A 22,821-nucleotide genomic window follows, 5' to 3' on the forward strand; every position below is an offset into this window, starting at 1 on the left:
CTTGTAAGTTATTACTTTATAATGAGCGTTATAAAAATTATAGAATTAATATTAACAGGATTGAAATGAGTGATTTAACGGCAATAGCCAACTTATCTATTTTATTAGTTGAGCCTTCTGAAGTTCAACAAAAGCTAATAAAAAAATCACTGGCTCAGTGCGGTGTTACACAAATTGAAACGGCCAGCACTCAAGAAAACGCGCTGGCTGCTTTATCAAATTATCACCCTGATTTAGTCATTAGCAGCATGTACTTAAGTGATGGCACAGCTGATTCTTTATTACAGGCAATACGCAGTAATAGCGATACCGAGCAACAGGCATTTATGTTGGTATCGAGCGAGCGTAATAAGCGCCATTTAGAGCAACTTAGGCAATCGGGGGTATTAGCGATTTTACCTAAACCGTTTAGTGCCGACGAAATAACCCGAGCGCTTAAAGCTACTTTAGATATTATTAGCGAGCAAGAAGTGGAACTAGAGCACTTTGATGTGACGCTTCTTAGAGTGCTTGTAGTTGATGACAGCCGTTTTGCACGAAAACACATAATAAGAGTGCTAGCGGGGATGGGAATTCCAGCACCGGTAGAGGCCGAAGACGGTAAACAAGCAATTGAAATGTTAAACAGCCAATCATTTGATTTAATTGTTACTGACTACAATATGCCAGAAATGGATGGTAAAGAATTAACTGAATCGGTAAGGCAATCGAATGCGTACTCGCATATTCCAATCTTGATGGTGAGCTCAGAAGCTAACGATACCCATTTAGCTAATATTGCTCAAGCGGGTGTGGACGCAATATGTGACAAACCGTTTGAGCCCGCTACTGTGCGCGATTTACTCTTTAAAATCATGAGCTAAGACATAACTATAAAAGCACTTTTTAACTAAAGTGCTTTTAAGTAACGCAATGAAAAATTGAGCAGCTTGGCGGCCGGCAAGGGCTTACTTAAATAAAATCCTTGAGCAATATCGCAGTTTAGCTCGTTGAGTAAATCTAGCTGCTCTTTGGTTTCTACCCCCTCAGCCACTACTTTTATTTCTAGGCTGTGTGACATAGCTATGGCCGCTTTCACTAAATTACAGTCTGCCTTGTTATCTGTTATGCCAGTAATAAAGCTGCGGTCAATTTTTAGCACATCAAAAGGGTATTCTCGTAAGTAACTTAATGATGAATACCCTGTGCCAAAGTCGTCCATTGACAGTTTTATGCCCAGCTCATCAATTTGCAATAAGGCATCATGAATTGACGCTTGGCTATTCATCAGCACCCCTTCGGTAATTTCCAGCTCTAAACATTCATTATTAATACTATTTTTATGCAGAGTGTGTTTAATTATATTGACCAGTTCAGGGTCTCTGAATTGGCGCGGTGATAAATTAATCGCCATGGTATAGTTTTGCTTGTTAATTGATTGCCATTCATTTAAAAAGCGTAAGGCTTGTTGAAGAACAAATACACCAATAGGCGTAATTAAGCCGGTTTGCTCTGCAATTGGGATAAACTCATCTGGGGTTATTTCCCCTAACACTATATTATGCCAACGAAGCAAGGCTTCAGCGCCAACGATGGTGTTTGTTTTTACATCTATTTGTGGTTGGTAATAAAGCTCAAATTCATTACGCTCCAGTGCACCATGCATTTGCTCTTCTATTTCAAAGCGGCGGCGCATGGCGACGTTCATTTGTGGGGTGAAAAAAGAGGACGTGTTTCGCCCCATGGTTTTTGCTTGGTACATAGCGGTGTCGGCATTTCGTAACAACACCGAGGCGCAGGTGCCATCCTTAGGGGAAATAGCAATCCCAATACTTAATGTCAGTATTAAGTCTCTACCTACAAGTTTAAAGGGTTTCCTAAATGCTTGAAGTAACCGCTCAGCAATCGCTAAAGCATCGTTTTCATCATTTAAATTGGATATTAAAACAATAAACTCATCGCCGCCCAATCGGCCTATTGTGTCACTTTTTTTAAGTGTTTGCTGTAATCTTGCTGCTGCCGCAATTAATAGTTCATCGCCCACTTCATGGCCTAAAGAGTCATTCACTTTTTTAAAGTCATCAAGATCTAAAAAGAACACCGCGGCTTTTTCGTGGCTCTTTTGTACTTCCAGTAATATTTGTGATAAGCGGTCTAGGGATAAAAAGCGATTAGGTAAATCGGTTAAACTATCAAAGTGGGCCTGATGGCGAATTAGTTCAGCGGAGCGGTGTGGTTCGCTAATATCACGAATAATCACCATAATTTGGTTTTTTTTGGGCAGTAAACGCAATCTCGCTTCGTAATAAATTACGCCTTCAGGCATGCTTAATTCGTATTCAAAACTGACCATACTGTCTTGTGTTATCGTTTTTTCTATATGAACCTGAAACTTTTGCGCTACTTTTTCAGGTAATACATCCACCATTTTTTTACCAATAAACTGGTTAGGTGAAATATATAAATCGTTTTCATTATTTGCATGGTAGTCAGTAATAGTGCCATTTTGCTCTAGTACAAAAAATAAATCAGGAATTGCCTCAAATAAAGTTTTGAGCATGGTGGCATTAAATACGGCTTCTGCTTGTGCTTTGTGAACCTCAGACAGATCAATATCAATACAGTACATTTGTTTGGTATTGTACTGATTGGTAAACATAACATGGCTTGAAAATACGGCTACATCATTGCCATTTTTATGGCTGAGTATGAGTTCTGATGCGGGAATTTCAATATCATACTTAATCCAATTACTATGCGCTTTAATAACGGGCTCTCGCATTGGCGCGGGTATAATTAAATCTTCGAGTTTTTTGCCAATGGCTTCTTGGTGTGTATACCCATAAAGTAATTCGCTGCCTTTATTCCAATAAATAACACGTCGTTGCTCATCGTAACCTTGTACTGAAATAGAATCGACAGCATCAAAAAGTTGATGCAACGGGTCATTAGTAACATATTGATGAGCTGGCATATTATTAGTTTTATTGGGAGCCATTAAATGGGTTCCAGTTATTGAATTACTTTCTTTATATAATAGACATAAAGTTGTGATTTAGCATGGTAAGCGGCGTTTCAATAAGTGATTTTTTATTGATTGAGTAGATAGTGATTTGAATAAAGCACAGGTAAGCACTTTTATAGCAAAGGCCAATAAACATTGGCCTTTATATTTTATTATTAGTTGGTGGGCATTAAATAGATTTCGCGTACGCTATTACGCTGATTAGCTTCAATGGCAAACAAAACGGCATCGGCCACGTCTTGAGGGTCGAGCTTATCTGGTTTTGCTTCATCAAAAAATGGTGTATTCACCATGCCTGGGGCTATGGTTGTACATCGGCCATGCCAAGGTTTCATTTCTTCCGCAAGGTTTTGACCAAAGCCATGGGCAAACCATTTAGTGGCACCATAAATAGAGCCATCAATGGGTCTTCGCCCTGCTGCAGAGCTGGTTAAAATAAAATGCCCTTGGTTTTCACGTAAATGAGGCAAAGTGAGTTTGGCGGTCCACAGTAGTGCTTTAATATTAAGGTCAACCATGGCTGACCACTCTTTAGGATCGCCATTCTCTGTACCAGGTGATGACACACCCATGCCGGCGTTAGCGAATGCTGCGTCTAATCGCCCAAATTTTTCAACGCCTTTACTCACTACATTCTCAAGTTCATTAAATTCAGTGGCATCGGCTGAAACGCTAAATGCATTTTCATGGCCTAACTCGTCAACTAGTTTATTGAGTTTATCTTCGCTGCGCGCGGTTAAGATCACTTTGTGGCCATTATTAACTAATGTTTTAGCGGTTGCCTCGCCAATGCCGCTCGATGCGCCGGTAATTAAAATTACTTTCTGTGTTGCCATGGTTTGTCTCCTTTTTTGGAATTCTGCCAAGCTTGAGTGTATAGACTCAATTAAATGAGTTAGTTAGGGTTAATTGAGTGACAGTAATGTCGTTTAAGCATGCTATCAGGAGTAATTCATTACCCTAATAGATAGAATCATATTTATTTGAATAGTTAAGCTATAAGTATAATTATATAAACTTAACCTTAATTGAATTTAGAGAGATTAGCGATAAGGGTTTGAACGTATGTTTCAAACCCTAGTAGCCGAAAGCAATTAAGCTTCTAGTTGAAATGGGTATACCGATCCTAGGCTAAGTAACTGGGTTAACTCATCAAGCGCTTGATAACTTTCGGTTAATAACGCTGGATCGGCAAAATCGTTAGCACCGAGTTTATCGCGGTAATGGCGCGTAGCCCAATCACATAATTGGGTGTACTTTTGCTCATCTAAAATAACCTCAGGATTTACCGCTGCTAATTCTTGGCTATTAAGCGCCACACGTAAACGCAAACAAGCAGGTCCGCCGCCATTTTGCATGCTTTGGCGTAAATCAAAAAACTGCACTTGATTTATGGGGTTATCGTCAATAATCATTTCTTCAATATACGCTTTTACAGCAGGATTACGCTGGCATTCTTGTGGGGCAACGAGCAACATTTTATCGTCACTAAGGCTAACCAGTTGGCTATTAAATAAATAGCTACTAACGGCATCTTGAATACTCACTTTGCTGGTTGGCACTTCAATAATATAAAGCTGTTTGTTACCTACATAAGCTTCGCGGATATCGTCTAATGCTTGCGTTTGATTTAAAAACGCCTGCTGATGGCATAATAAAACATTGGCGTTACCCACCGCGATTACATCATTATGGAACACCCCTTGGTCAATCACATCAGGGTTTTGTTGTAATAGTATTTGGCTGGTATCTTTTATATTGTGCAATCGACAAATGGCTTCAGACGCTTCCAAGGTTTGCCTTGCAGGGAACTTAACGGGTTTAACAAGCTGACTGTTAAAGGCACTTGCACCAAATACAAATAATTCTAGCCCGGTTTCACCATGGCTGTCGCACAGGCGAGTATGGTTTGCTGCGCCTTCATCACCAAAAAAACCTTGCTCAGGCAAATGTGAATGGTGTGCAAAGTATTGTTCGTTATTAAACATCGCTTTGAGCAAACGTGTAGTGGTGTTTGGCTCTAAAGAGCGATGAAATTTATTATTTAGATTAGCCGCAGTGAAGTGTACTTTGCCGTCGTTAGTATCAGGTGAAGGCGATACGGTGGCTGCATTAGCGGTCCACATGGCTGAGGCAGAGTAACAAGCGCGCAATAAAATAGGATCGGCTTTAAAGGCTTTATTAATGACTTGTGCATCGTTGCCAGTAAACCCTAAACGCCGCAATACATTTAAATCTGGGCGAGCATGAGGCGCAAATACCCCTTGGGTTAAGCCTTTATCGTGCATGGCTTTCATTTTAGCCAAGCCCTGCAATACTGCTTCTTGCGGATTTGAAAAGCTCGCCGCGTTATTTAACGAGGCAACATTGCCATACGACAAACCTGCGTAGTTGTGAGTAGGGCCGACTAAGCCGTCAAAATTAACTTCTAAAGCATGCATACACGTTCCACTAACCAATTAAATAGTCTTTTACAATACAACGCTATGACTTAGCTTGCAAAGTCTGTTCAAAAATAGTTTTTAACGCGAGTAGATACGCTCTTTCTCACTGGTGGTATGCGTATTTGTTGGCTCATTAACTTGCCACACTGTGATATCTAAGCGCCATAAAAAATAAAGAGTGTTGTATAAATTAGACATAATTTTTTTCCTTGGTGTAACTAATGACAATTAAATATAAGGAAGAAGTATGCCAATTGTTTATTGAATATTTTATGAATATAAATCAGATATTTACTATTATTTCTTTAATACCTAGTTTGGTTGAGGCACCAAATTGGGGGAGTAATTATAAAATATGCACTTTTTTGGTGTGATGTTATAAAGCCCTGCATTACATGACAGGGCTAGGGTAATTGCGTTAAGTTATTAACGACCTACTTTACCTTTTACAAGGGGCGTAAACGACATCACTTTAAACTTATTAGGGTTTTGAGTTTTATCATTGCTTAACACCGGCGAGTTGTGCAAATCGTTTACTGTAAAATATATTTTATGATCTGCACCATAACTAAAGCCATCTGGCCAGCTTAGGCGATCATCTTTAAATAACACTTCATAGTCGCCATTTGGTTTTACGACGCCAATTGCACCATTGATTATATCGGTCACATAGACGTTACCGCCCCCATCCACCGTAATGCCGTCGGAAATGGGTTTAGTGCCGTAGCGCATTACTTTAGCTTCTAGCGCTTTTGCTGAAAGCTGCTCGTTGTTAATTGCGCTGGTGGCAATACGATAAACCGAAGTCCCCGACATTGACCCAAAGTAAAGCCAGTCTTCGTTAGGATCAAGCGTAATTGGGTTAACACCTAAACGCGCAGGTTGTCCGCCCAGGCGCATTGTTCGGCCATTAATAACCATATCAATATTTTCGGCGGTGGTGTATTGGCTATCTTGTAATACTCTTCGCGCTTCACCGGTTTTTAGGTTTACTATAATAATCGCAGCCTGACTGCCTTGTGCTGTATCGGCAATGTAAATAACGCCGTGTTTATTATCGATAACTAAATCGTTTAAAAACGAGGTATCGGTAATTGTTGGTTTGGCTAGGTAAATAATTTTATGCAGTTGCTCTTGGTTGGTATCCCAACCAACTAATCTCCCCGCATGATCAGGCCCTGAGGTATCAAGCATCCACAGTATGCCGTCGCTTGATACATTAACACCGAGTACCCCGTAAAAGCCTTTACCCTTGTTGTATGCGTAAGCCCATTGCTCATTAGGGTAGGGTTTAGTGGTGCCATCACTTAATAGCTCCATGATTTTTTGATTTTGCCCATAAAAACCATGTATAGATAAAAACTTACGGCCAGATGGCGTAATGGCTATGTTGCCAGGCGGGTGTTGTGCATCAAATGTCGCAACAGTGGTTAATTCACTATTATTGGCAAGTGCTCCATTACTTACCAGTAATGTAATGCTGTAAGTAATAGCAATAAGTCGTTTTTTTAAATGAGTCATTAATTAACGCCTTGTTTGTTAAGTTATAGCTGGGTAAAGCTGGGTTTTTAGTCGGTCAGATCATTGACCACTAAGTCGAGTAACTGCATTAATTGTTGTGCTTGGGTTGTGTCGATACTGTCAAATTTGCAAAAAATCCTTTTTGGGATGTCGGCAGCTTCAAGTTTTAAAGAGTGACCCGTGTGAGTCAGTTGCACCAAACGCTTACGCTTATCGTGTTCGTCTTTTATAACGTTAAGTAATGACTTGTCGGTCATTTTTTTTAATATTTGAGTAAGCGCGCCACCATCAATTGCGGTTTTATCTATTAGCTCAGCGATAGTTACTTCATCTTGTTCCCACAGCGCCATCATAACAACATACTGAGGATAGGTAAGGTTAAGCTCAGCTAGAGGTTCTCGATAGGCACGGGCTATGCTGTTGGACGCCATATATAAACGATGGCATAACTGATTCTTTAATTTTAACTGTTCAAACGACATCGCTTTATCCTTCATTTCAATACAGAGTATTTTAGTTTGTATGCAAAGTATTTGCAATCGGAATTTAGTTGATCTATTATTTTGCATGCAAAGTAATTAACTTAGAAATTTTAATCTTAGGAGTTCACTATGAATGTATTACAAAATGTAGCTTATACAGCAAAAGCAACGGCAACAGGCGGACGTGAAGGCGTTGCTAAATCGGATGATGGTCGTTTAAATGTTAACTTATCAACACCTAAAGGGTTAGGTGGTGACGATGGACAAGGCACTAATCCAGAGCAATTATTTGCAGCAGGTTATGCTGCCTGTTTTATTGGTGCACTTAAGTTTGTAGCGGGTAGCGAAAAAATTGCGTTACCAAGTGATACTTACATTAACTCTGAAGTGTCTATTGGTGCGATTGATGCCGGTTTTGGTATTGCTGTAAAATTGGCTGTATCACTAGGTGATATGGACAAAGCAGCGGCACAAGCCTTGGTAGAGAAAGCACATCAAGTATGTCCATATTCAAATGCAACTCGTGGCAATATTGAAGTAGAGCTGTCGGTTATTTAATTAACCTCTTTATATTGTTTATAAAAACACGCCATGAGTGATCATTGCGTGTTTTTTATTGGGCACACCTCTAAAAGCCAAACTTGAGTTGACGCGGAAAATAGATAACTTTACCTGAATATATGAAATTTCATATATTCACTATTCCATATGTCTTTCTTTTCATATATTGTTGTTGTATGCAAAACAAGACTACACTGTATGAATCAACTAAATCCTCTGCATTTTTTTAAATGTATCGCTGACGACACCCGCTTAAAGACAATACTGCTTATTGCGCATGAAGATGAGTTATGTGTATGTGAATTAGTGGCGGCACTTGATGTAAGCCAGCCTAAAATTTCACGGCATTTAGCTGTATTACGTCAATGCGGTTTGCTTGCTGATCGTAAGCAAAATCAATGGGTGTTCTATAGCTTAAATAAATCACTACCTGATTGGGCGAAAGATGTAATTACAAAAACATTACATGCCACCCCTACATTTTATGAGCATCAATTACAGCGTTTAAATGTGATGGGCAAGCGTCCTGAGCGAATTTTAAAATGCTGTGACTAACTAAAGGAATTTTATAATGACGATTAAAGTAGGCATAAATGGTTTTGGACGAATCGGACGTTTAACCTTACGAGCGGCAATTGATTGGCCTGAGGTTGAATTTGTACATGTTAATGATGTGGCTGCTGATGCGAAAACACATGCCCATTTATTAGAATTTGACTCGGTTCACGGGCGCCTAAAATATGAGGTGCAAGCCGATGATAATAGTTTTTCTGTAGCAAAGCATACGGTTAAAGTAACGAATAATAAATCGATTGCAGAGACTGACTGGTCACAATGTGATGTGGTGATTGAAGCCAGCGGTAAAATGAAAACAACAGAATTACTCAACGCTTATTTAGCGCAAGGTGTAAAGCGTGTGGTTGTTACTGCCCCAGTTAAAGAAGAGAGTGTTTTGAATGTGGTAATAGGGGTGAACGATCATCTTTATAATCCGCAGTTACATAAAATTGTTACCGCGGCTTCATGCACAACAAATTGTTTAGCGCCTGTGGTAAAAGTATTGCAAGAAAAAGTAGGGATTAAGCATGGATCCATAACAACGATTCATGACATTACCAACACCCAAACCATTATAGATGCACCTCATAAAGATTTACGTCGCGCGCGCTCATGCGGAACAAGTTTAATTCCTACCACTACCGGCAGTGCAACGGCTATTACGCAGATATTCCCTGAGCTCAAAGGAAAATTAAACGGCCATGCAGTTCGAGTCCCCCTAACCAATGCATCAATTACTGATTGCGTGTTTGAACTAGAGCGTGGTGTAACCGAACAAGAAGTGAATGGATGGTTTAAGCAAGCTGCTAACAACGAGCTAAAAGGCATTTTAGGCTATGAAGAAAAGCCATTGGTATCTATTGATTACAAAACAGACCCTCGTAGCACAATTATAGATGCGCTTTCGACAATGGTTATAAACCACACTCAACTTAAACTCTATGCTTGGTATGACAATGAATGGGGTTATGCCAACCGGACTGCTGAGCTGATGCTCAAAGTAGGACAAAGTGATTTAGTAAACTAGTTCAGAGTATTGAAGATGTTTTCACAAATCGCCAATTTACCATCGGCTTTAAAACAGTATGGCATTATTACGGGTAATTACTGGGCTTTTACGCTAACAGATGGCGCACTTCGCATGCTGGTGGTGCTGTATTTTCATCAGTTAGGGTATGGCGCGCTCGCGATTGCCATGCTGTTTGTGTTTTATGAGTTATTTGGGGTTATTACTAACTTAATTGGCGGTTGGTTAGGTGCGCATTTAGGTTTAAATAAAACCATGAACATAGGATTAGGGTTGCAAGTTGTGGCCTTAGCTATGTTGTGTGCACCAAGCGATTGGTTATCGGTAAGTTATGTAATGTTAGCGCAAGCATTAAGTGGGGTTGCCAAAGATCTCAATAAAATGAGCGCTAAAAGTGCGATTAAATATTTAGTTCCCGAAGGTGATAATCAGCAAAGCCAATTATACAAATGGATTGCTATATTAACGGGCTCTAAAAATGCATTAAAAGGAGTTGGCTTCTTTTTAGGGGGGCTATTACTTACTTTACTAGGATTTGTTGGAGCGTTAGTTGCTTTAATTATGCTTTTAACTATCGCTTGGATCATTAGCTTAGTGTATTTAGAGGGTGATATAGGCAAAGCTAAAAATAAACCAAAATTTAAAGCGTTATTTTCTAAGTCTAGGGCAATTAATTTACTTAGTGCCGCTCGGTTTTGTTTATTTGCTGCTCGTGATGTATGGTTTGTTGTTGCACTGCCTGTTTATTTAGCCTCGCAATTTAATTGGCCACACTGGTGGGTTAGTGGTTTTATGGCACTATGGGTGATTGCTTATGGGGTAGTGCAATCTCAAGCACCAAAAATTACGGGTAAGTCACTTGTCAGTAATGATGCGATAAAGAAAGCGTTTTACTGGGGGGGAGTATTGGCGTGTGTCACCTTGTTATTAGCTTGTTTGATGCAGTTTAATATAGCTGTAAACACTACGCTAATTGTTGGGTTATTTATTTTTGGTGCTGCATTTGCTATTAACTCATCATTACACAGTTATTTGATTGTCAGCCTTGCTAAAAGTGATGGTGTTTCTTTGGATGTAGGTTTTTATTACATGGCTAACGCTGCAGGAAGACTGGTCGGGACAGTACTTTCTGGTTTTATGTATAAAGTATATGGGCTGCAGGCCTGTTTGTGGGTAAGCGCTAGCTTACTTTTGCTCGTTTGTTTAATCACTCAACGGTTAACTAAACAAAGTTAGCCGAACACTAAATACTAAAATAAGTCACTAAACGGTATTTCTGAAATATTTTATAGTATGTTCTTTTAATTGGTCTAAACTAAAAAATACATATGTAAGGTAAGGTAATTTTAATGCGGGAAATAGCGTTAGCAAAAAAGTTATTGTGGATAAGTGTTGGAAGTATACTTTTAACGGTTGTACTATTTTCAGGAATATTGTGGTCTAAATTATCATCAAGTAATGCACAAACCTCTTCAGAGGCAGAAACATTAATTGTCAGTGAAGTAGATGGTCGCTTAACCGCAAATGCAGCAGCATACGGTGAGAAAATTGCGGCATTTATCAATGAAGCTTATCGGATCCCATACTCTCTTGGCAGTATTTTAGAAGACGCCGATAAAACATCCATAAACAGAGAATCTGTCGCTCTACTAAATCGCTCAATACTAGAAAGCAATGATGTTATTTCTAGTATTTACTCACAGTTTGAAAAAAATGGCTTTGATGGCAAAGATAGTGATTTTACCCAAGGGTACGATCATTCAGTTGCTGGAGCTGGCACACTAGAGGTTTATCTAACGAGAAATTCGAACGGCGTTGTTGAACAACAAGTAGTAGAAGATGCCTCAGAAAAATATGTTGATAAAATTAATGAATTCGGTTTACGTGAAGCCGAATGGTACTTATGTGCAAAAGACAAATTAAAACCCTGCATTATGGAACCCTACCTCTATGAAATAACACCGGGTTATTCTGAAATGATGACCTCTTTAGTGGTGCCTATCATTAAATCAGGCCAGTTTGTAGGGGTAACAGGCGCAGATATTACACTACCTGTATTTCAAAAATTGACAGAAGAGCTTTCAAAAGCGCTTTATGATGGTAAAGCAAAAGTAACGTTACTTAGTCATTTGGGTTTAATTGTCGGTACGAGCCACTACAAAGAAAAACTAGGTCGCCCTTTAAAAGAAGCTGTTAGCGCTAAAAGTTATGAGAGTTATAAAGCTCTAAAAGGCACCAAAGGAATAAACAAACAAGGCGCTGAAATAATGGTGTCTTACCCGATTGAAATTAAGCTTGCTGATGTGAAATGGATGCTGCTAATTGAAGTACCCGCTGAACTTGCCTTTGAAGGACCTATTCAATTAACTGCTGGGATGTCTGAGGCTGCAAAAGAGCTGGGTGTGATTATTTTGATCACGGGGACTGTGATTGCGGTATTGGCATTTATAGTAATGAAACTTGTAGTAGGCAGTGTTGTGGCGCCACTTAAACAAATACAAGAACGTGTAGATAACCTAGCCAGCTCTGAAGGTGATTTAACACAAACACTACATGTGGATACGCATGCTGAGCTTATAGCTTTGGCCGGAGGATTTAATAAGTTTTTATCAAAACTGCGTGAACTTATTAGTGAGCTAAAAGCGGTCTCGGATCAAACCAAGCATCAAGGCGAAGTTACCTCAAATATTGCCGTAGAAACCAAGCATAATGTTCAGGCACAGTTTAAAGAAATTGAAAGTGTGGTGACGGCAATGAACGAAATGAGCGCGACAGCACTTGAAGTGGCAAAAGCTTCTGAGCAATCTGCGCAACAAGCTGATGAAATCAATACCTTAGTGGTTAGCAGCGAGTCGAGTTTATCTTCTGCGATGACTCAAGTTAAAACAATGTCTGAGGAAATCAAAGAAGCCAACCAAGCAGTCGAAAAAGTGGCCTCACGTAGTAATGATATTACGCAAATTTTGGATGTGATCCGAACTATTTCTGAGCAAACAAATTTACTGGCATTGAATGCCGCCATTGAGGCTGCACGTGCCGGTGAACATGGTCGAGGTTTTGCTGTTGTTGCGGATGAAGTTAGGGCTTTAGCGTCTAAAACTCGCTCATCCACCGACGATATTAGCAGCCTAATTGATAGCTTGTTATCAGAAGTAGGAAATGCATCAACTGTCATCGAAAAAGGCGTTGTACGTGCTGAAAATGCAGTTGATGAAACTTCTACTGCCTTTGATGCACTGCACAGTGTTGTTGTAAAAGTGGATGAAATAACTAACCAAATCACCCATATTGCAACCGCAGCTGAAGAGCAAAGTTTGGTCACTGAAGAAATAAATCGTAATTTAACTATTATTTCTGATGCGGCATCTCAGCTCTCCGATTTATCTGCTCAGGCAGGCGATAGCAGCCAAGAACTCAATAAGTTGGTTGCACAGCAAGACGCTGAGCTGAATAAGTTGAAAACGTAAATTTTTTATTTAGAGTTAAATAAGCGGCTAATTTAATACAGATTAGCCGCTTTTTTATACGCTGAATAATCAAACTGAATATAAAAAGAGTTTATTTAAGCGCAAAGACAAGCACCCAATAGGATTACAGTTTTTTGATTAGTACAAACATTTGGTTGATCATCGGCATCGCCAAATGCTCGACTGCAGGGCGATTAAAGTAACCTCGTAATCCTGTAAATTGCACTTGGAAAAATTGTGCGTATGCAGTTGCAGTTAAATCACCGCTTAGCTCACCATTTTCAATAGCGCGGGTAAACAATGTGGTTAAATAAGATTCAAATTTAGTCAGTAAGCCTGCGCTTAACTCACTTAAAGCCGTGTCTTTTTCAGCAAATTCGGTATTTGCTTTTACTAACATACAAATAGCACTTGGACTGCAGTCCTTGGTTTTAATAATTACATTTTCAACAAATGCCCGCAAACCACCTAAAATCGAATCAGAGTTTGCTATAAAGCCCTCAATTTGGCTTTTCATCTGTACGGTGTAGTCTTTTAAAGATTCACTGTATAACCCTTCTTTAGAGCCAAATGCAGAGTAAATACTTCCTGGGCGCATATTTATAGCTTCCTGTAAATCGCGGGTAGAAGTAGCATGAAAACCTTTCTCCCAGAACAGCTGACTTGCCACGCGAACAACATGTTCACGTTCAAATTTAATTTTATTGGCCATAATAGTTTCTATTAATTTGAGCGACTGTTCAATTTTAACTTGAGCGACCGCTCAAAATCAAATAATATGTTTCTCAACACGACTTAATACTATTTATTATATAGGAGCAAACTATGGCTGAATTTACCTTATACACGCAAGAAAATGCATCAGCAGAGGCAAAACCTTTATTAACAGACTCTGTCGCCGCTTTTGGAATGTTGCCTAATCTTCATGCTGTGATGGCTGAGGCACCAACATTGCTAAAGGGTTATCAAGTACTGCATGAGTTATTTCAAAAAACATCGTTTAATGCACAAGAGTTAACGGTTGTTTGGCAATCAATTAATGTTGAGCACGAGTGCCATTATTGTGTGCCAGCACACAGTGGTATAGCCGCTGCCATGAAGGTTGATGAGAATATTGTGGATGCATTAGTCAATAAAACCCCGCTTGCTGATCCTAAACTTGAGACACTTCGTGAGACAACGCTTGAAATGACACGAGAACGTGGTGTGTTAAGTCAGTCACAGCAGGAAAAGTTTTTTGCAGCAGGGTATACAAAACAACAGCTTCTTGAAATTGTGTTGGGTCTTGCGCAAAAGGTGATGAGTAATTACACCAACCATCTTGCAGATACGCCTGTTGATAATGCGTTTAGAAAATTTATAAAGTAACTTAAAATCAGTGTTCTAGTTCAAAATCGTAATTATTAATGGCTAGAACACTGTTTTTTAAAGAACTAATACGTTTTTAGGTATTACAAGGCAATAAGTAAAACTTATTTAAACTTTACTTCTTTATTGCTGCGATGGTAGGTGCGAATTTGCGGCTTAGTCCATTCACCTTTTTTTAAATAACTGGTGGAAACAACAAATTGCTCATCCTTGAATTCACTAGTTGATTTAACTTTAGTGATTCCCTCTTGGCTGCCAGTGACGTCTTCATAAGCAACAAATTGTGTTGGGCTCAACACTTTCATGACTCCTTTGGTATAAAAGCCAGCCGTAGTAAAATAATAAAATACTAATGACTGTTTTTTGCGATCATAGAAAATCATTGATTCGCCCCCATACTCACCTTCATTTATAGAATGCGTAGTGCGAATGGCTTTACCATTTAAGGTGCGCTCCCATTTGGTCACATCTTGAGTTGGAAGCGGGTTTTTATCTATATGAAAATCAGCTTGCCAAGTACCTAAGTAAGGAGTGAATACCACAAGCTCAGGCTCTAGTAAATCCGTTTTATTATTTGCTTGAATACTGAATATACATAGTGAAAACAGCAGCATCGAAGCCTTTAAATATGTCATAATTTAACCTTGGTGTTTCTTTTAATTATCTTCATTATAGGCGATTATTTTTTGATAAAAAGTAGCTTAATTATATTTTCCAGCTTGTTTATAGCCTTATTTTGGTTAGCTTACTTAAATAATGAAGTTGAAATGTACTTACCCATATATGTTTCTTTGATCAGCTGTATTACATATATATTACGCATGGGATAAGCGAAAAGCGGTACAATCAAACCATAAAAAGGTGAGTCGTATACCTGAACGACACTTACATCTATTGGCTTTATTTGGAGGGTGGCCCGGTGCACTTATTGCGCAGCAAAGTTTACGGCATAAGTCACAAAAACGAGTTTTTATTGCAGTGCTATGGGTATGTATTGTAGTTAATATTAGTGTAATTAGTTATGCGTGGTTTGCCTATTACCGTATTTAAAATGCCTTTATTGAGCGTAATAAAGGCATTTTAAATTGATAATTCGCTTATTGCGCAGACTGGCTTAGCTGTTTTTCATCTAGCTCAATAGTTAAGATGGTTTTTTTGTCAACCGTTACCCATTTTCTATAAGTCACATAGCCTGCCTTACTTACTTCAATATCATATTTACCTGCATCTAGTTCTATAGCGTCTTGATATACAGGCACTATATTCATAATGCGTACTCTAGAGTCTGCAGGGTTAGTAATAACAGTCAGTGATATCGGCGCATTCTCTTCGCTAACTTGAGACGTTGGCTCAATAACTACTTCCTCTGTTTTATTTACACTAGAAGTTGTCGAACAACCCGTAAGTATAACGGCTGCAGCTAATAAGCTTAAATTTTTCATAGGTACTCCATTAATTATAAAAAGTCTAAATATTTTAAAATCTTGGCGGAGTGTATGATGATGAAAATACACTCGTCGTCCTTGACTTTATTATGTATATTTTGGGTTAGTCTAATAGCTAACTAATCTATATTCAATTATATCTGTGTTATTTTTGAGCAATAAATAAGAGTTGTTTAAAGCATATTGTCTAACGATTGCGTGATGGCCTCACTTTTTTCAACCAAACGTTCAGCTGCTTTATACATTCTTTTTTTCATTAAATCGTTCGCTGTACTAATGTAACGTCTCGATAATTCTTTTCTCAGTGATACTAAAAGAGAAAAATCGTTGGGTAGTGCTGTCGATTCGGATTTAATAAACTCTTCAAATTCCATTAAAGCTTTATGATCTTCAATAGTTTCTAATTGTGCAGAAAAGCGTTGAAACTTTGGACCATAAAAAACGACCGCATCGGCACGAGGAAACTCGGCTTGTTCGCCTAAATTAATCTTTTGTTGGTATGCGGTTAGTGCATTAATTGCAGACTCACGCTTCATTAAATTAGCAAGAAGCTCTTCTGCTTTTTTGTTATTTGAAAATACAATTTTACCCACATTTAAAAGTACTTTTTGTGAGATGACATCATCGCTTTCTATGGCTGTGTTTAACGCAACAGTAAAGTTATCAAGATGCAGATCTGTTGGTTGATAACGGTAAGTTTTATCTACTTCTTTTAGATCTTTAACGAGATGAGCAATACTATTGGGCTGGTCTTCGTTGTAGCGTGATTGTTCGAGTAATAAATCTATTCTCGCGGTAATATCAAAAATAATTGATTGGCGCTCCCTCAATACACTTTCTAATTGCATCGAAAGTTTTTCTGAATCGGGATAGTAGTTCAGTGCATTAGAATAGACCGCTATTATTTTATCAAAATCTTTAAATTTACGGCCCGCAATATTATTAAACTGGCTTGCTTCATCATTAAAGCTATCTAATATACTTTGCTGATTTGATCTGAGTAATCCTTGTTTAAGCACCTCATACTGTGGCGGAATTTGTTCTAGTTTGTTTAAAATAGTAGGGCCTTGCCAAGACATCCATGCTTCCACTTGTTGGTTGATTGCCTTGGCGTTATCAAGTTGTGCCTGTAATTGCTTGGTATTATCTGAGCTTGAAAAATAATTTTGAGTGATTAAGGCAATAATTGCCACACTAGCCACACTGGCAAAAATAGCGGGTTTTAAGTTCACTTTTAGCGTTTTTGAAATTTGTTCTAGTGAATCGAGTCTTTGGCTGGCGCTTAAAGATAATGCTTTATGTAAATTTTTCCATAAAAGGAGAGGGCAATTACTTGGTTTTTTTACAGTAGTATTTTTAGGAACTTTATCTGCAGCAATGCGGTTAAATGGGTGCTTACTGCTTAGAAGCTCATAAGCAATACAGGCAAATGAAAATACATCATCTTTAATGGATGCTTCGCCGCCTTTTAGCTGCTCAGGGCTAGCATACGTTGGAGTATAACCACCAATGGTTGCAAACTCACTTTCGTTTTTAACAGCATATTGGTCGTCCAAACTTTTGTGTTTAGCAATACCAAAATCAAGCACTTTGAGGTTACCATTAGAGTCAAAAATAATATTCGAAGGCTTAAGATCATTATGTATTACGCCACGTGAGTGGGCATATATAAGGGCGTCAGTTAATTGTTCTAAAATAATTTTCGCTTTTTTAAACGCTAAACCTGAGGGTTTATTTCGCTTAATAATTTGTTCTAGAGTTTCTCCCTCAATGAGCTCCATAGTGACATAATATAAATCGCCATCAGAGTCTGCTGAGTAAACTTTTACAATACTAGGGTGAGCAAGTTGTTGTGTTTTTGCTGTTTCATCTTTCAATAATGAAATAGCTTCTTCAGAGTTGGAAAACTCTTCTTGGAGCACTTTTATAGCGACCGATGCTTCAGAGCGACCGCTGTTTTCTAAAAAGGTATCTCGCGCACGATATATGTAACACATTCCACCTTGCCCGATGAGCTCTTCAATTAGGTAGCGATCGGATATCTTTTTGCCGAGGAGGTTTTGTTTATGGATGCTTGATGTTTTTTTTGTGCTGGAGTCTAGAGAAGCAATCTGAGTTTTATCGTTGTTATCATTAATATTGCTCATTAAAAAATCCTTTTATTGTGTTTAGTTAAATAATTACAAAGGTAAATAATCTCTACTTACCTATCAATTTTCCCTCTGATATAAGCATGTATTTTACAAAAATATACAATTATAGCAATGCCTGAATAGCATATTGTTGCCGGTGAACTCGCTTTATAGTGAATTGAAAAAGTCGATTTAAAGCCAGAAGATGTCTCTAAAGCGTTTATTTTTGGTCTAGTTAAAAAGCATTAAAATTAAAAGTAACAAACGCCGTCGATGAGTATATAGGGCGTATTGTTTTAGAGACAAAATCTACAATGCGACATTTTCCTGTGTTAATTTCAATGTTGACAATAGTTTCGCTTCTACTTTATCCTGTTCACAATAATGCTATAGGGACTGACTTATCAAATGGAACTGATACTAAACATCACTAGTTATCACAGACTTTCGCCTGAAATCGAAGCTACCAAAACGGTAAAAGATTCACTCACTTTTGGCCGTTCTGAGGGATGCGATTGGCATCTCCCCGATCCTGAAAAAATTATCTCAAGTAAGCACGGTAGAATTGAAAAAGAAGGCGATTCTTTTTATATATACGATAATTCAACCAATGGTTTGTTTATTAATTTTGCAGTGGCGCCTTTAGGCCAAGGTAATAAACAACGTTTGTCAGATAGTGATGTCTTAACTATTGGTGATTTTCAGGTTGATGTTAGTTTAGCTGATGAGCCACACGCAGATATTAGTAATCTTATTACTTCAAACAGTTCTCAACAAGTAAGTACATTTGCTTCACATAGTAGTCAAACTGCAGAGTCTGCGCCGTTATTCAATGATTCAATTATGAATGAGTCTATGCCTGCGGTATCTGTAATTTCACAACAAGCAACAGCGGATAATCATATTCCAGAAGATTGGGATGAGCTAACTCGCCTTATGAATACCGATGAGTTTGATCTTGGTAATGACGAAGTGAATTCTTCAGCGCCAGTTGACACTCCAGCTCCAATAAAAGAAAGTGCGCCGACTAAACGTTATAATGCTGAGCAGCAAGCTGTAAAACAAACAGCGCCTGTAAAAAGCTTTGCTCAAAATGATAAAGTGTTTTGTGATGCCTTTTTAAACGGATTGGGGATTAAGGATGAGCTTAAAAGTGCTCTAGATAATGAAAAGCTGTGGTTTGAGATGGGGCAGGGCTTAAGTTTGTTACTGACAGAGCTTATGGAATCTTTACGCCAACGCGCGATTGTAAAGAACAAATTAAGACTGAACCATACAATGTTTCAGACCGAACAGAACAACCCATTGAAGTTTTCTGCCAATATTGATGATGTTATTCAGAACTTGTTCATAAAAAATAGTGCAAGCTTTCTGTCTTCGAATGAATCTATTAAAGAAAGCTTTGTAGATACACGCAAGCACGAGCAAGCACTGCTCGCTGGTGCAGATGGCGTGCTCAAAGGGATGTTATCGCAAGTTTCTCCCGTGCAAATTAATCAACAGGCAAACGATAATTCTAACGTGTTAAAAATTATTCCAGGCCAAATAGAGTCTAAATGCTGGAAGTTATATCAAAGTTTATATGATGATATTTCTCAGGAAGTTAACGCGAAAGGCGCTATGGCTATGTCTGATGATTTTTTAAAAGCATATAACGATCGAATCAAAGAAACGCTCTAGAAAGGAAAGTAAATAATGCATAAAGTTAAGCTCTATTTAATGAGTTTTAGTTTACTATTTTTGGTACTGGGATGTACTACGATGAATAAAATCGTACCTCCTTCTACAGATCTGATCATCAATGTATCTAAAAATGTTAATCCTGATACATCAGAACGTCCTTCTCCGGTGGTGATGAAAATTTTTGAGTTGAGCTCAAGAACAATTTTTGACACGCAGGATTTTTTTAGCTTATACGATACGCCAGAAAAGATATTAGGCCCTGATTTATTGAAAAAGGATGAGTTAGAGCTTCAGCCTGATTCAGTACAGCAATATAAAATGAGCCTTAATCGTAATACTCGTTATGTTGGGGTTGTTGTTGCTTACAGAAATATAGACCAAGCAAGGTGGAGAGCGGTTATTGAAGTTGACCCCACCGGTTATGACGACATCAATGTAAATGTAGAAGCGATTGCTACATACATGAGAGAGCAATAAAAAAGGATTTTTAAAATGAGTGATAACACTCGTGTTGCTTGGACTGAGGGGATGTTTTTAAGACCTCAGCACTTTCAGCAATCAGATAAATATATTTCAAATGTGATTAAGCAAGTATGCAGTGGAAACCTTGCTGATCCATGGGGAATAATAGATATTAGTATTGATAATGAATTACTTAACAGTGGTCAATTCGCTGTGGATTCATTAACTGCAATTACCCCAGATCTACTGCCAATTGATATGCCTCAGTCAACCTCTTTACCTGAGCCTTTAGTGGTTAATAAAGATGTGTTTGACGAAGTTGTTTATTTGGCTATTCCTGCGCTAAAAAATAGTGGCGTTAATATATCGTCAACTGACGATAATATGGTTACTCGCTATAAGCTTAACGATTTGGCAGTGAGTGATGACTTATTGGGAGCGCAGTCTCAAGAAATAATTCAAGTTGCAAAAGTATACAGTAAGTTGATGTTGTCTTCTGATGATCATTCAGGGTATATCGTGTTGCCTTTAGCACGAATAGTGGATGTGAGCAGCGAAGGGCAAATAAAATTAGATGCTAAGTACATTCCTCCCTCTTTAAAAGTAGGGCAGTGTAAACCTTTATCGGGGCTAGTGAGAGAAATTGGCTCAATGATAAAGCAACGCGCTGAAAGCATTGCTGCTAGGTTGTGCCAAGGTTATGCGGGTAGTACGTCAGTTGCAGATTTTATAATGCTGCAAACACTAAATAAATATGACGCGATATTTAATAATTTGCTCAGCGTTAATAGTTTACATCCGAACGTGTTTTATAGCCGCTTAATTGAACTGGCAGGTGAGTTATCAACCTTTAGCACGGCTAATAAAAGAGTGCCTAAATTACCTAATTATGATCACACAAATTTAGGGCAAGTGTTTAGTGAAGTGGTTAACTTTTTATACCAATCATTAAGCCATGTAATTGAGCAAACCGCGACTGAAATTAAGCTTGAACAAAGTAAGTTTGGTATTTCGTTTGGTGCCTTAAAAGATAAATCTATTTTAAATTCAGCGCAGTTTGTTTTAGCAATTAAAGCAAGCGTTCCGCATGAAGAGTTGAGAAAAATTCTACCTTCGCAAATTAAAATTGGCAGCGTTGAAACCATTCGTGATCTTGTTAACAACCAGATCCCAGGTATTACAATTAGTAACTTGCCAACAGCGCCAAGACAGATCCCTTACCATGCTGGTTTTCATTATTTTGAATTAAATCGCCATGGTGAACATTGGGAAAAACTGCGCTCCAGCGGAGGAATTGCTATCCACCTCTCAGGAAGTTACCCAGAACTCCAATTAAGCCTTTGGGCTATTAGAACTTAACTTTTTAAAAGGAAGAGTTTCAATGGACGAAACCATTATAAAACCACGCCCTGGCCGACTAGGGCGAAATACCCCAAGCAGTGGTGCAGCGCAAAATGATGCTGATAAAACCGTTATGTCGGTTGAGCCACCCTCTGCAAAGCCGATGAGCAATAATAAGGTATCAATTTTTAAAAATCCCTTGTTAGAAGCGGCAACAGATTGCTTTTCTCTTGTGATATCCATAAATCAATCGCTTGAAATGAGCAATCTAGCAGCGCTCAAACACCGCTGTGTTGAGGCTATAAAGCGTTTTGAAGTGGAAGTCCGTAACCAGCACCTATCAAAAGAAGTAATTAATAATTCACGCTATTGCCTATGCGCTATTCTTGATGAGTCTGTATTGAATTCAAAGTGGAGCTCAATGGAGTGGGCTGATGAAAGTCTACTGTCGACTTTTCACAAAGAAACCTTTGGTGGTGAATATTTTTATACTCTACTTGATGCCGGGTTAGGGCAACCTGAAAAAAACAAACAGTTTTTGGAGTTGCAATACCACTGTTTAAACTTAGGCTTTAAAGGGAAATATCGATTAGATGCCGGCGGCGATACAAAAGTCGAAGAGTATCGTTCACAGCTTTATCATTTACTCAATCAGCTTGATGGCCCGATTAATAATAAACTATCTCCAAACTGGCAACAAAGAGTTGCTGCAGGTGTTGAACTAAGAAATCAAGTGCCACTGTGGGTCATATTTTCTGTGCTGGGGCTGATATTATTGATGATTTATCTATCAATAAATATGAAGCTAAATAACGATGTTTTTGCGATTAATGAAAAACTAGCGGGCATTCATCCGTTAGCTGTTAATCAAACGGTTGATAAAAAAGATCAGCAGCTGCGTGTACTTGAACAGTTACTGCAAACAGAAATTAAAATGGGGATTGTTGCTGTTGCAAAAAATTCCGATGGGATCCGCATAACGATAAACAGTGAAAATTTGTTTAAACAAGGGGATTCACAACTACTTCCATCATTTCAGCCTATTTTAGAAAAGTTAGCGTTAAGCTTAGAGGGAACTAAAGGGCGAGTGCTTATAACGGGCCACACAGATGACTTACCAATTAGTACAGATAAGTATCCTTCTAATTGGCATCTTTCTTTAGCCAGAGCAACACAGGTTGCTAATTTAATGGCTAAAAGTACCAACTTAAGCGGTCGTTTATGGCCAGAAGGAAAGGGCGCTGCAGAGCCTATCGCCAGCAATTCAGATTCAGCTTCTCGGTCATTAAACCGACGAATTGAAATCGATCTATTATTTTAATGAGG

Annotated in this window: 20 protein-coding genes and 1 pseudogene; 12 read left to right on the forward strand and 9 right to left on the reverse strand. The window is 38.5% G+C overall.

Annotated elements, in window-relative coordinates:
* Window positions 1-65: 65 nt before the first annotated feature.
* Entirely contained in the window at window positions 66-863 is a 798-nt protein-coding gene (locus KK487_RS17505; protein ID WP_215522158.1) for a response regulator transcription factor, read from the forward strand.
* A gap of 26 nt (window positions 864-889) precedes the next feature.
* Here KK487_RS17505 and KK487_RS17510 read toward each other — a convergent pair whose 3' ends face one another.
* The 5 genes from KK487_RS17510 to KK487_RS17530 form a co-directional block, all read right to left on the reverse strand.
* A complete protein-coding gene (locus KK487_RS17510; RefSeq protein ID WP_215522159.1) occupies window positions 890-2,977 on the reverse strand; it encodes a bifunctional diguanylate cyclase/phosphodiesterase in 2,088 nt (695 codons plus the stop codon).
* A 182-nt stretch (window positions 2,978-3,159) separates the two neighbouring features.
* Window positions 3,160-3,840: an SDR family oxidoreductase gene (locus KK487_RS17515; protein ID WP_013462942.1), complete on the reverse strand. Its 681-nt coding sequence runs from the start codon at window positions 3,838-3,840 to the stop codon at window positions 3,160-3,162.
* Between the two features lie 258 nt (window positions 3,841-4,098).
* Window positions 4,099-5,445 (reverse strand): N-succinylarginine dihydrolase, encoded by a 1,347-nt coding sequence (gene astB / locus KK487_RS17520; RefSeq protein WP_028834248.1) that lies wholly within the window; start codon window positions 5,443-5,445, stop codon window positions 4,099-4,101.
* A 429-nt stretch (window positions 5,446-5,874) separates the two neighbouring features.
* Entirely contained in the window at window positions 5,875-6,969 is a 1,095-nt protein-coding gene (locus KK487_RS17525) for an L-dopachrome tautomerase-related protein (protein ID WP_215522160.1), read from the reverse strand.
* 47 nt (window positions 6,970-7,016) lie between these two features.
* The gene (locus KK487_RS17530) at window positions 7,017-7,451 is read right to left on the reverse strand and encodes a MarR family winged helix-turn-helix transcriptional regulator (protein ID WP_024602753.1); all 435 of its coding nucleotides are present in this window, start codon (window positions 7,449-7,451) and stop codon (window positions 7,017-7,019) included.
* Between the two features lie 129 nt (window positions 7,452-7,580).
* Here KK487_RS17530 and KK487_RS17535 point away from each other — a divergent pair, with 129 nt between their 5' ends.
* The 5 genes from KK487_RS17535 (at window position 7,581) to KK487_RS17555 (ending at window position 13,064) form a co-directional block, all read left to right on the forward strand.
* Window positions 7,581-8,009 carry an organic hydroperoxide resistance protein gene (locus KK487_RS17535; RefSeq protein ID WP_013462947.1) on the forward strand — a complete coding sequence of 143 codons (429 nt, stop codon included), beginning with the start codon at window positions 7,581-7,583 and terminating at the stop codon, window positions 8,007-8,009.
* Window positions 8,010-8,210: 201 nt separating this feature from the next.
* Complete coding sequence (locus KK487_RS17540) at window positions 8,211-8,567, forward strand: metalloregulator ArsR/SmtB family transcription factor (RefSeq protein ID WP_013462948.1); 357 nt, start codon at window positions 8,211-8,213, stop codon at window positions 8,565-8,567.
* A 16-nt stretch (window positions 8,568-8,583) separates the two neighbouring features.
* A complete protein-coding gene (locus KK487_RS17545) occupies window positions 8,584-9,597 on the forward strand; it encodes an ArsJ-associated glyceraldehyde-3-phosphate dehydrogenase (RefSeq protein ID WP_013462949.1) in 1,014 nt (337 codons plus the stop codon).
* Between the two features lie 15 nt (window positions 9,598-9,612).
* Window positions 9,613-10,833 (forward strand): organoarsenical effux MFS transporter ArsJ, encoded by a 1,221-nt coding sequence (gene arsJ, locus KK487_RS17550; protein WP_090493424.1) that lies wholly within the window; start codon window positions 9,613-9,615, stop codon window positions 10,831-10,833.
* A gap of 113 nt (window positions 10,834-10,946) precedes the next feature.
* Window positions 10,947-13,064, forward strand: coding sequence for a methyl-accepting chemotaxis protein (locus KK487_RS17555; protein WP_215522161.1), 2,118 nt, complete (start codon window positions 10,947-10,949; stop codon window positions 13,062-13,064).
* Window positions 13,065-13,188: 124 nt separating this feature from the next.
* Here the strand turns inward: KK487_RS17555 and KK487_RS17560 are convergent, their stop codons facing one another.
* Window positions 13,189-13,776, reverse strand: a complete 588-nt coding sequence (locus tag KK487_RS17560) for a TetR/AcrR family transcriptional regulator (protein WP_013462952.1) — start codon at window positions 13,774-13,776, stop codon at window positions 13,189-13,191.
* Window positions 13,777-13,889: 113 nt separating this feature from the next.
* Between KK487_RS17560 and KK487_RS17565 the strand changes: the two genes are divergently transcribed.
* Entirely contained in the window at window positions 13,890-14,432 is a 543-nt protein-coding gene (locus tag KK487_RS17565) for a carboxymuconolactone decarboxylase family protein (RefSeq protein WP_215522162.1), read from the forward strand.
* A 104-nt stretch (window positions 14,433-14,536) separates the two neighbouring features.
* Here the strand turns inward: KK487_RS17565 and KK487_RS17570 are convergent, their stop codons facing one another.
* Window positions 14,537-15,067, reverse strand: coding sequence for a hypothetical protein (locus KK487_RS17570; protein ID WP_215522163.1), 531 nt, complete (start codon window positions 15,065-15,067; stop codon window positions 14,537-14,539).
* Window positions 15,068-15,118: 51 nt separating this feature from the next.
* Here KK487_RS17570 and KK487_RS17575 point away from each other — a divergent pair.
* Window positions 15,119-15,482 (forward strand): annotated as a pseudogene (locus KK487_RS17575) (DUF1294 domain-containing protein).
* A gap of 47 nt (window positions 15,483-15,529) precedes the next feature.
* Here the strand turns inward: KK487_RS17575 and KK487_RS17580 are convergent.
* Window positions 15,530-15,874 carry a PEGA domain-containing protein gene (locus KK487_RS17580; RefSeq protein WP_215522164.1) on the reverse strand — a complete coding sequence of 115 codons (345 nt, stop codon included), beginning with the start codon at window positions 15,872-15,874 and terminating at the stop codon, window positions 15,530-15,532.
* Between the two features lie 176 nt (window positions 15,875-16,050).
* Window positions 16,051-18,024 (reverse strand): serine/threonine-protein kinase, encoded by a 1,974-nt coding sequence (locus tag KK487_RS17585; RefSeq protein WP_058155785.1) that lies wholly within the window; start codon window positions 18,022-18,024, stop codon window positions 16,051-16,053.
* A 393-nt stretch (window positions 18,025-18,417) separates the two neighbouring features.
* Here KK487_RS17585 and tagH point away from each other — a divergent pair, with 393 nt between their 5' ends.
* From tagH to tssL, 4 genes are read left to right on the forward strand one after another with little or no spacing between them, the layout of a single operon-like run.
* Window positions 18,418-19,689 (forward strand): type VI secretion system-associated FHA domain protein TagH, encoded by a 1,272-nt coding sequence (gene tagH, locus KK487_RS17590; RefSeq protein ID WP_215522165.1) that lies wholly within the window; start codon window positions 18,418-18,420, stop codon window positions 19,687-19,689.
* 15 nt (window positions 19,690-19,704) lie between these two features.
* Window positions 19,705-20,169 carry a type VI secretion system lipoprotein TssJ gene (tssJ, locus tag KK487_RS17595; RefSeq protein ID WP_013462959.1) on the forward strand — a complete coding sequence of 155 codons (465 nt, stop codon included), beginning with the start codon at window positions 19,705-19,707 and terminating at the stop codon, window positions 20,167-20,169.
* Window positions 20,170-20,184: 15 nt separating this feature from the next.
* Window positions 20,185-21,513: a type VI secretion system baseplate subunit TssK gene (tssK, locus tag KK487_RS17600; RefSeq protein ID WP_036955230.1), complete on the forward strand. Its 1,329-nt coding sequence runs from the start codon at window positions 20,185-20,187 to the stop codon at window positions 21,511-21,513.
* A gap of 22 nt (window positions 21,514-21,535) precedes the next feature.
* Window positions 21,536-22,816 carry a type VI secretion system protein TssL, long form gene (tssL, locus tag KK487_RS17605; RefSeq protein WP_013462961.1) on the forward strand — a complete coding sequence of 427 codons (1,281 nt, stop codon included), beginning with the start codon at window positions 21,536-21,538 and terminating at the stop codon, window positions 22,814-22,816.
* Window positions 22,817-22,821: the final 5 nt, after the last annotated feature.

It is taken from the genome of Pseudoalteromonas sp. SiA1 (assembly GCF_018732205.1).
Taxonomy (GTDB): domain Bacteria; phylum Pseudomonadota; class Gammaproteobacteria; order Enterobacterales; family Alteromonadaceae; genus Pseudoalteromonas; species Pseudoalteromonas tetraodonis.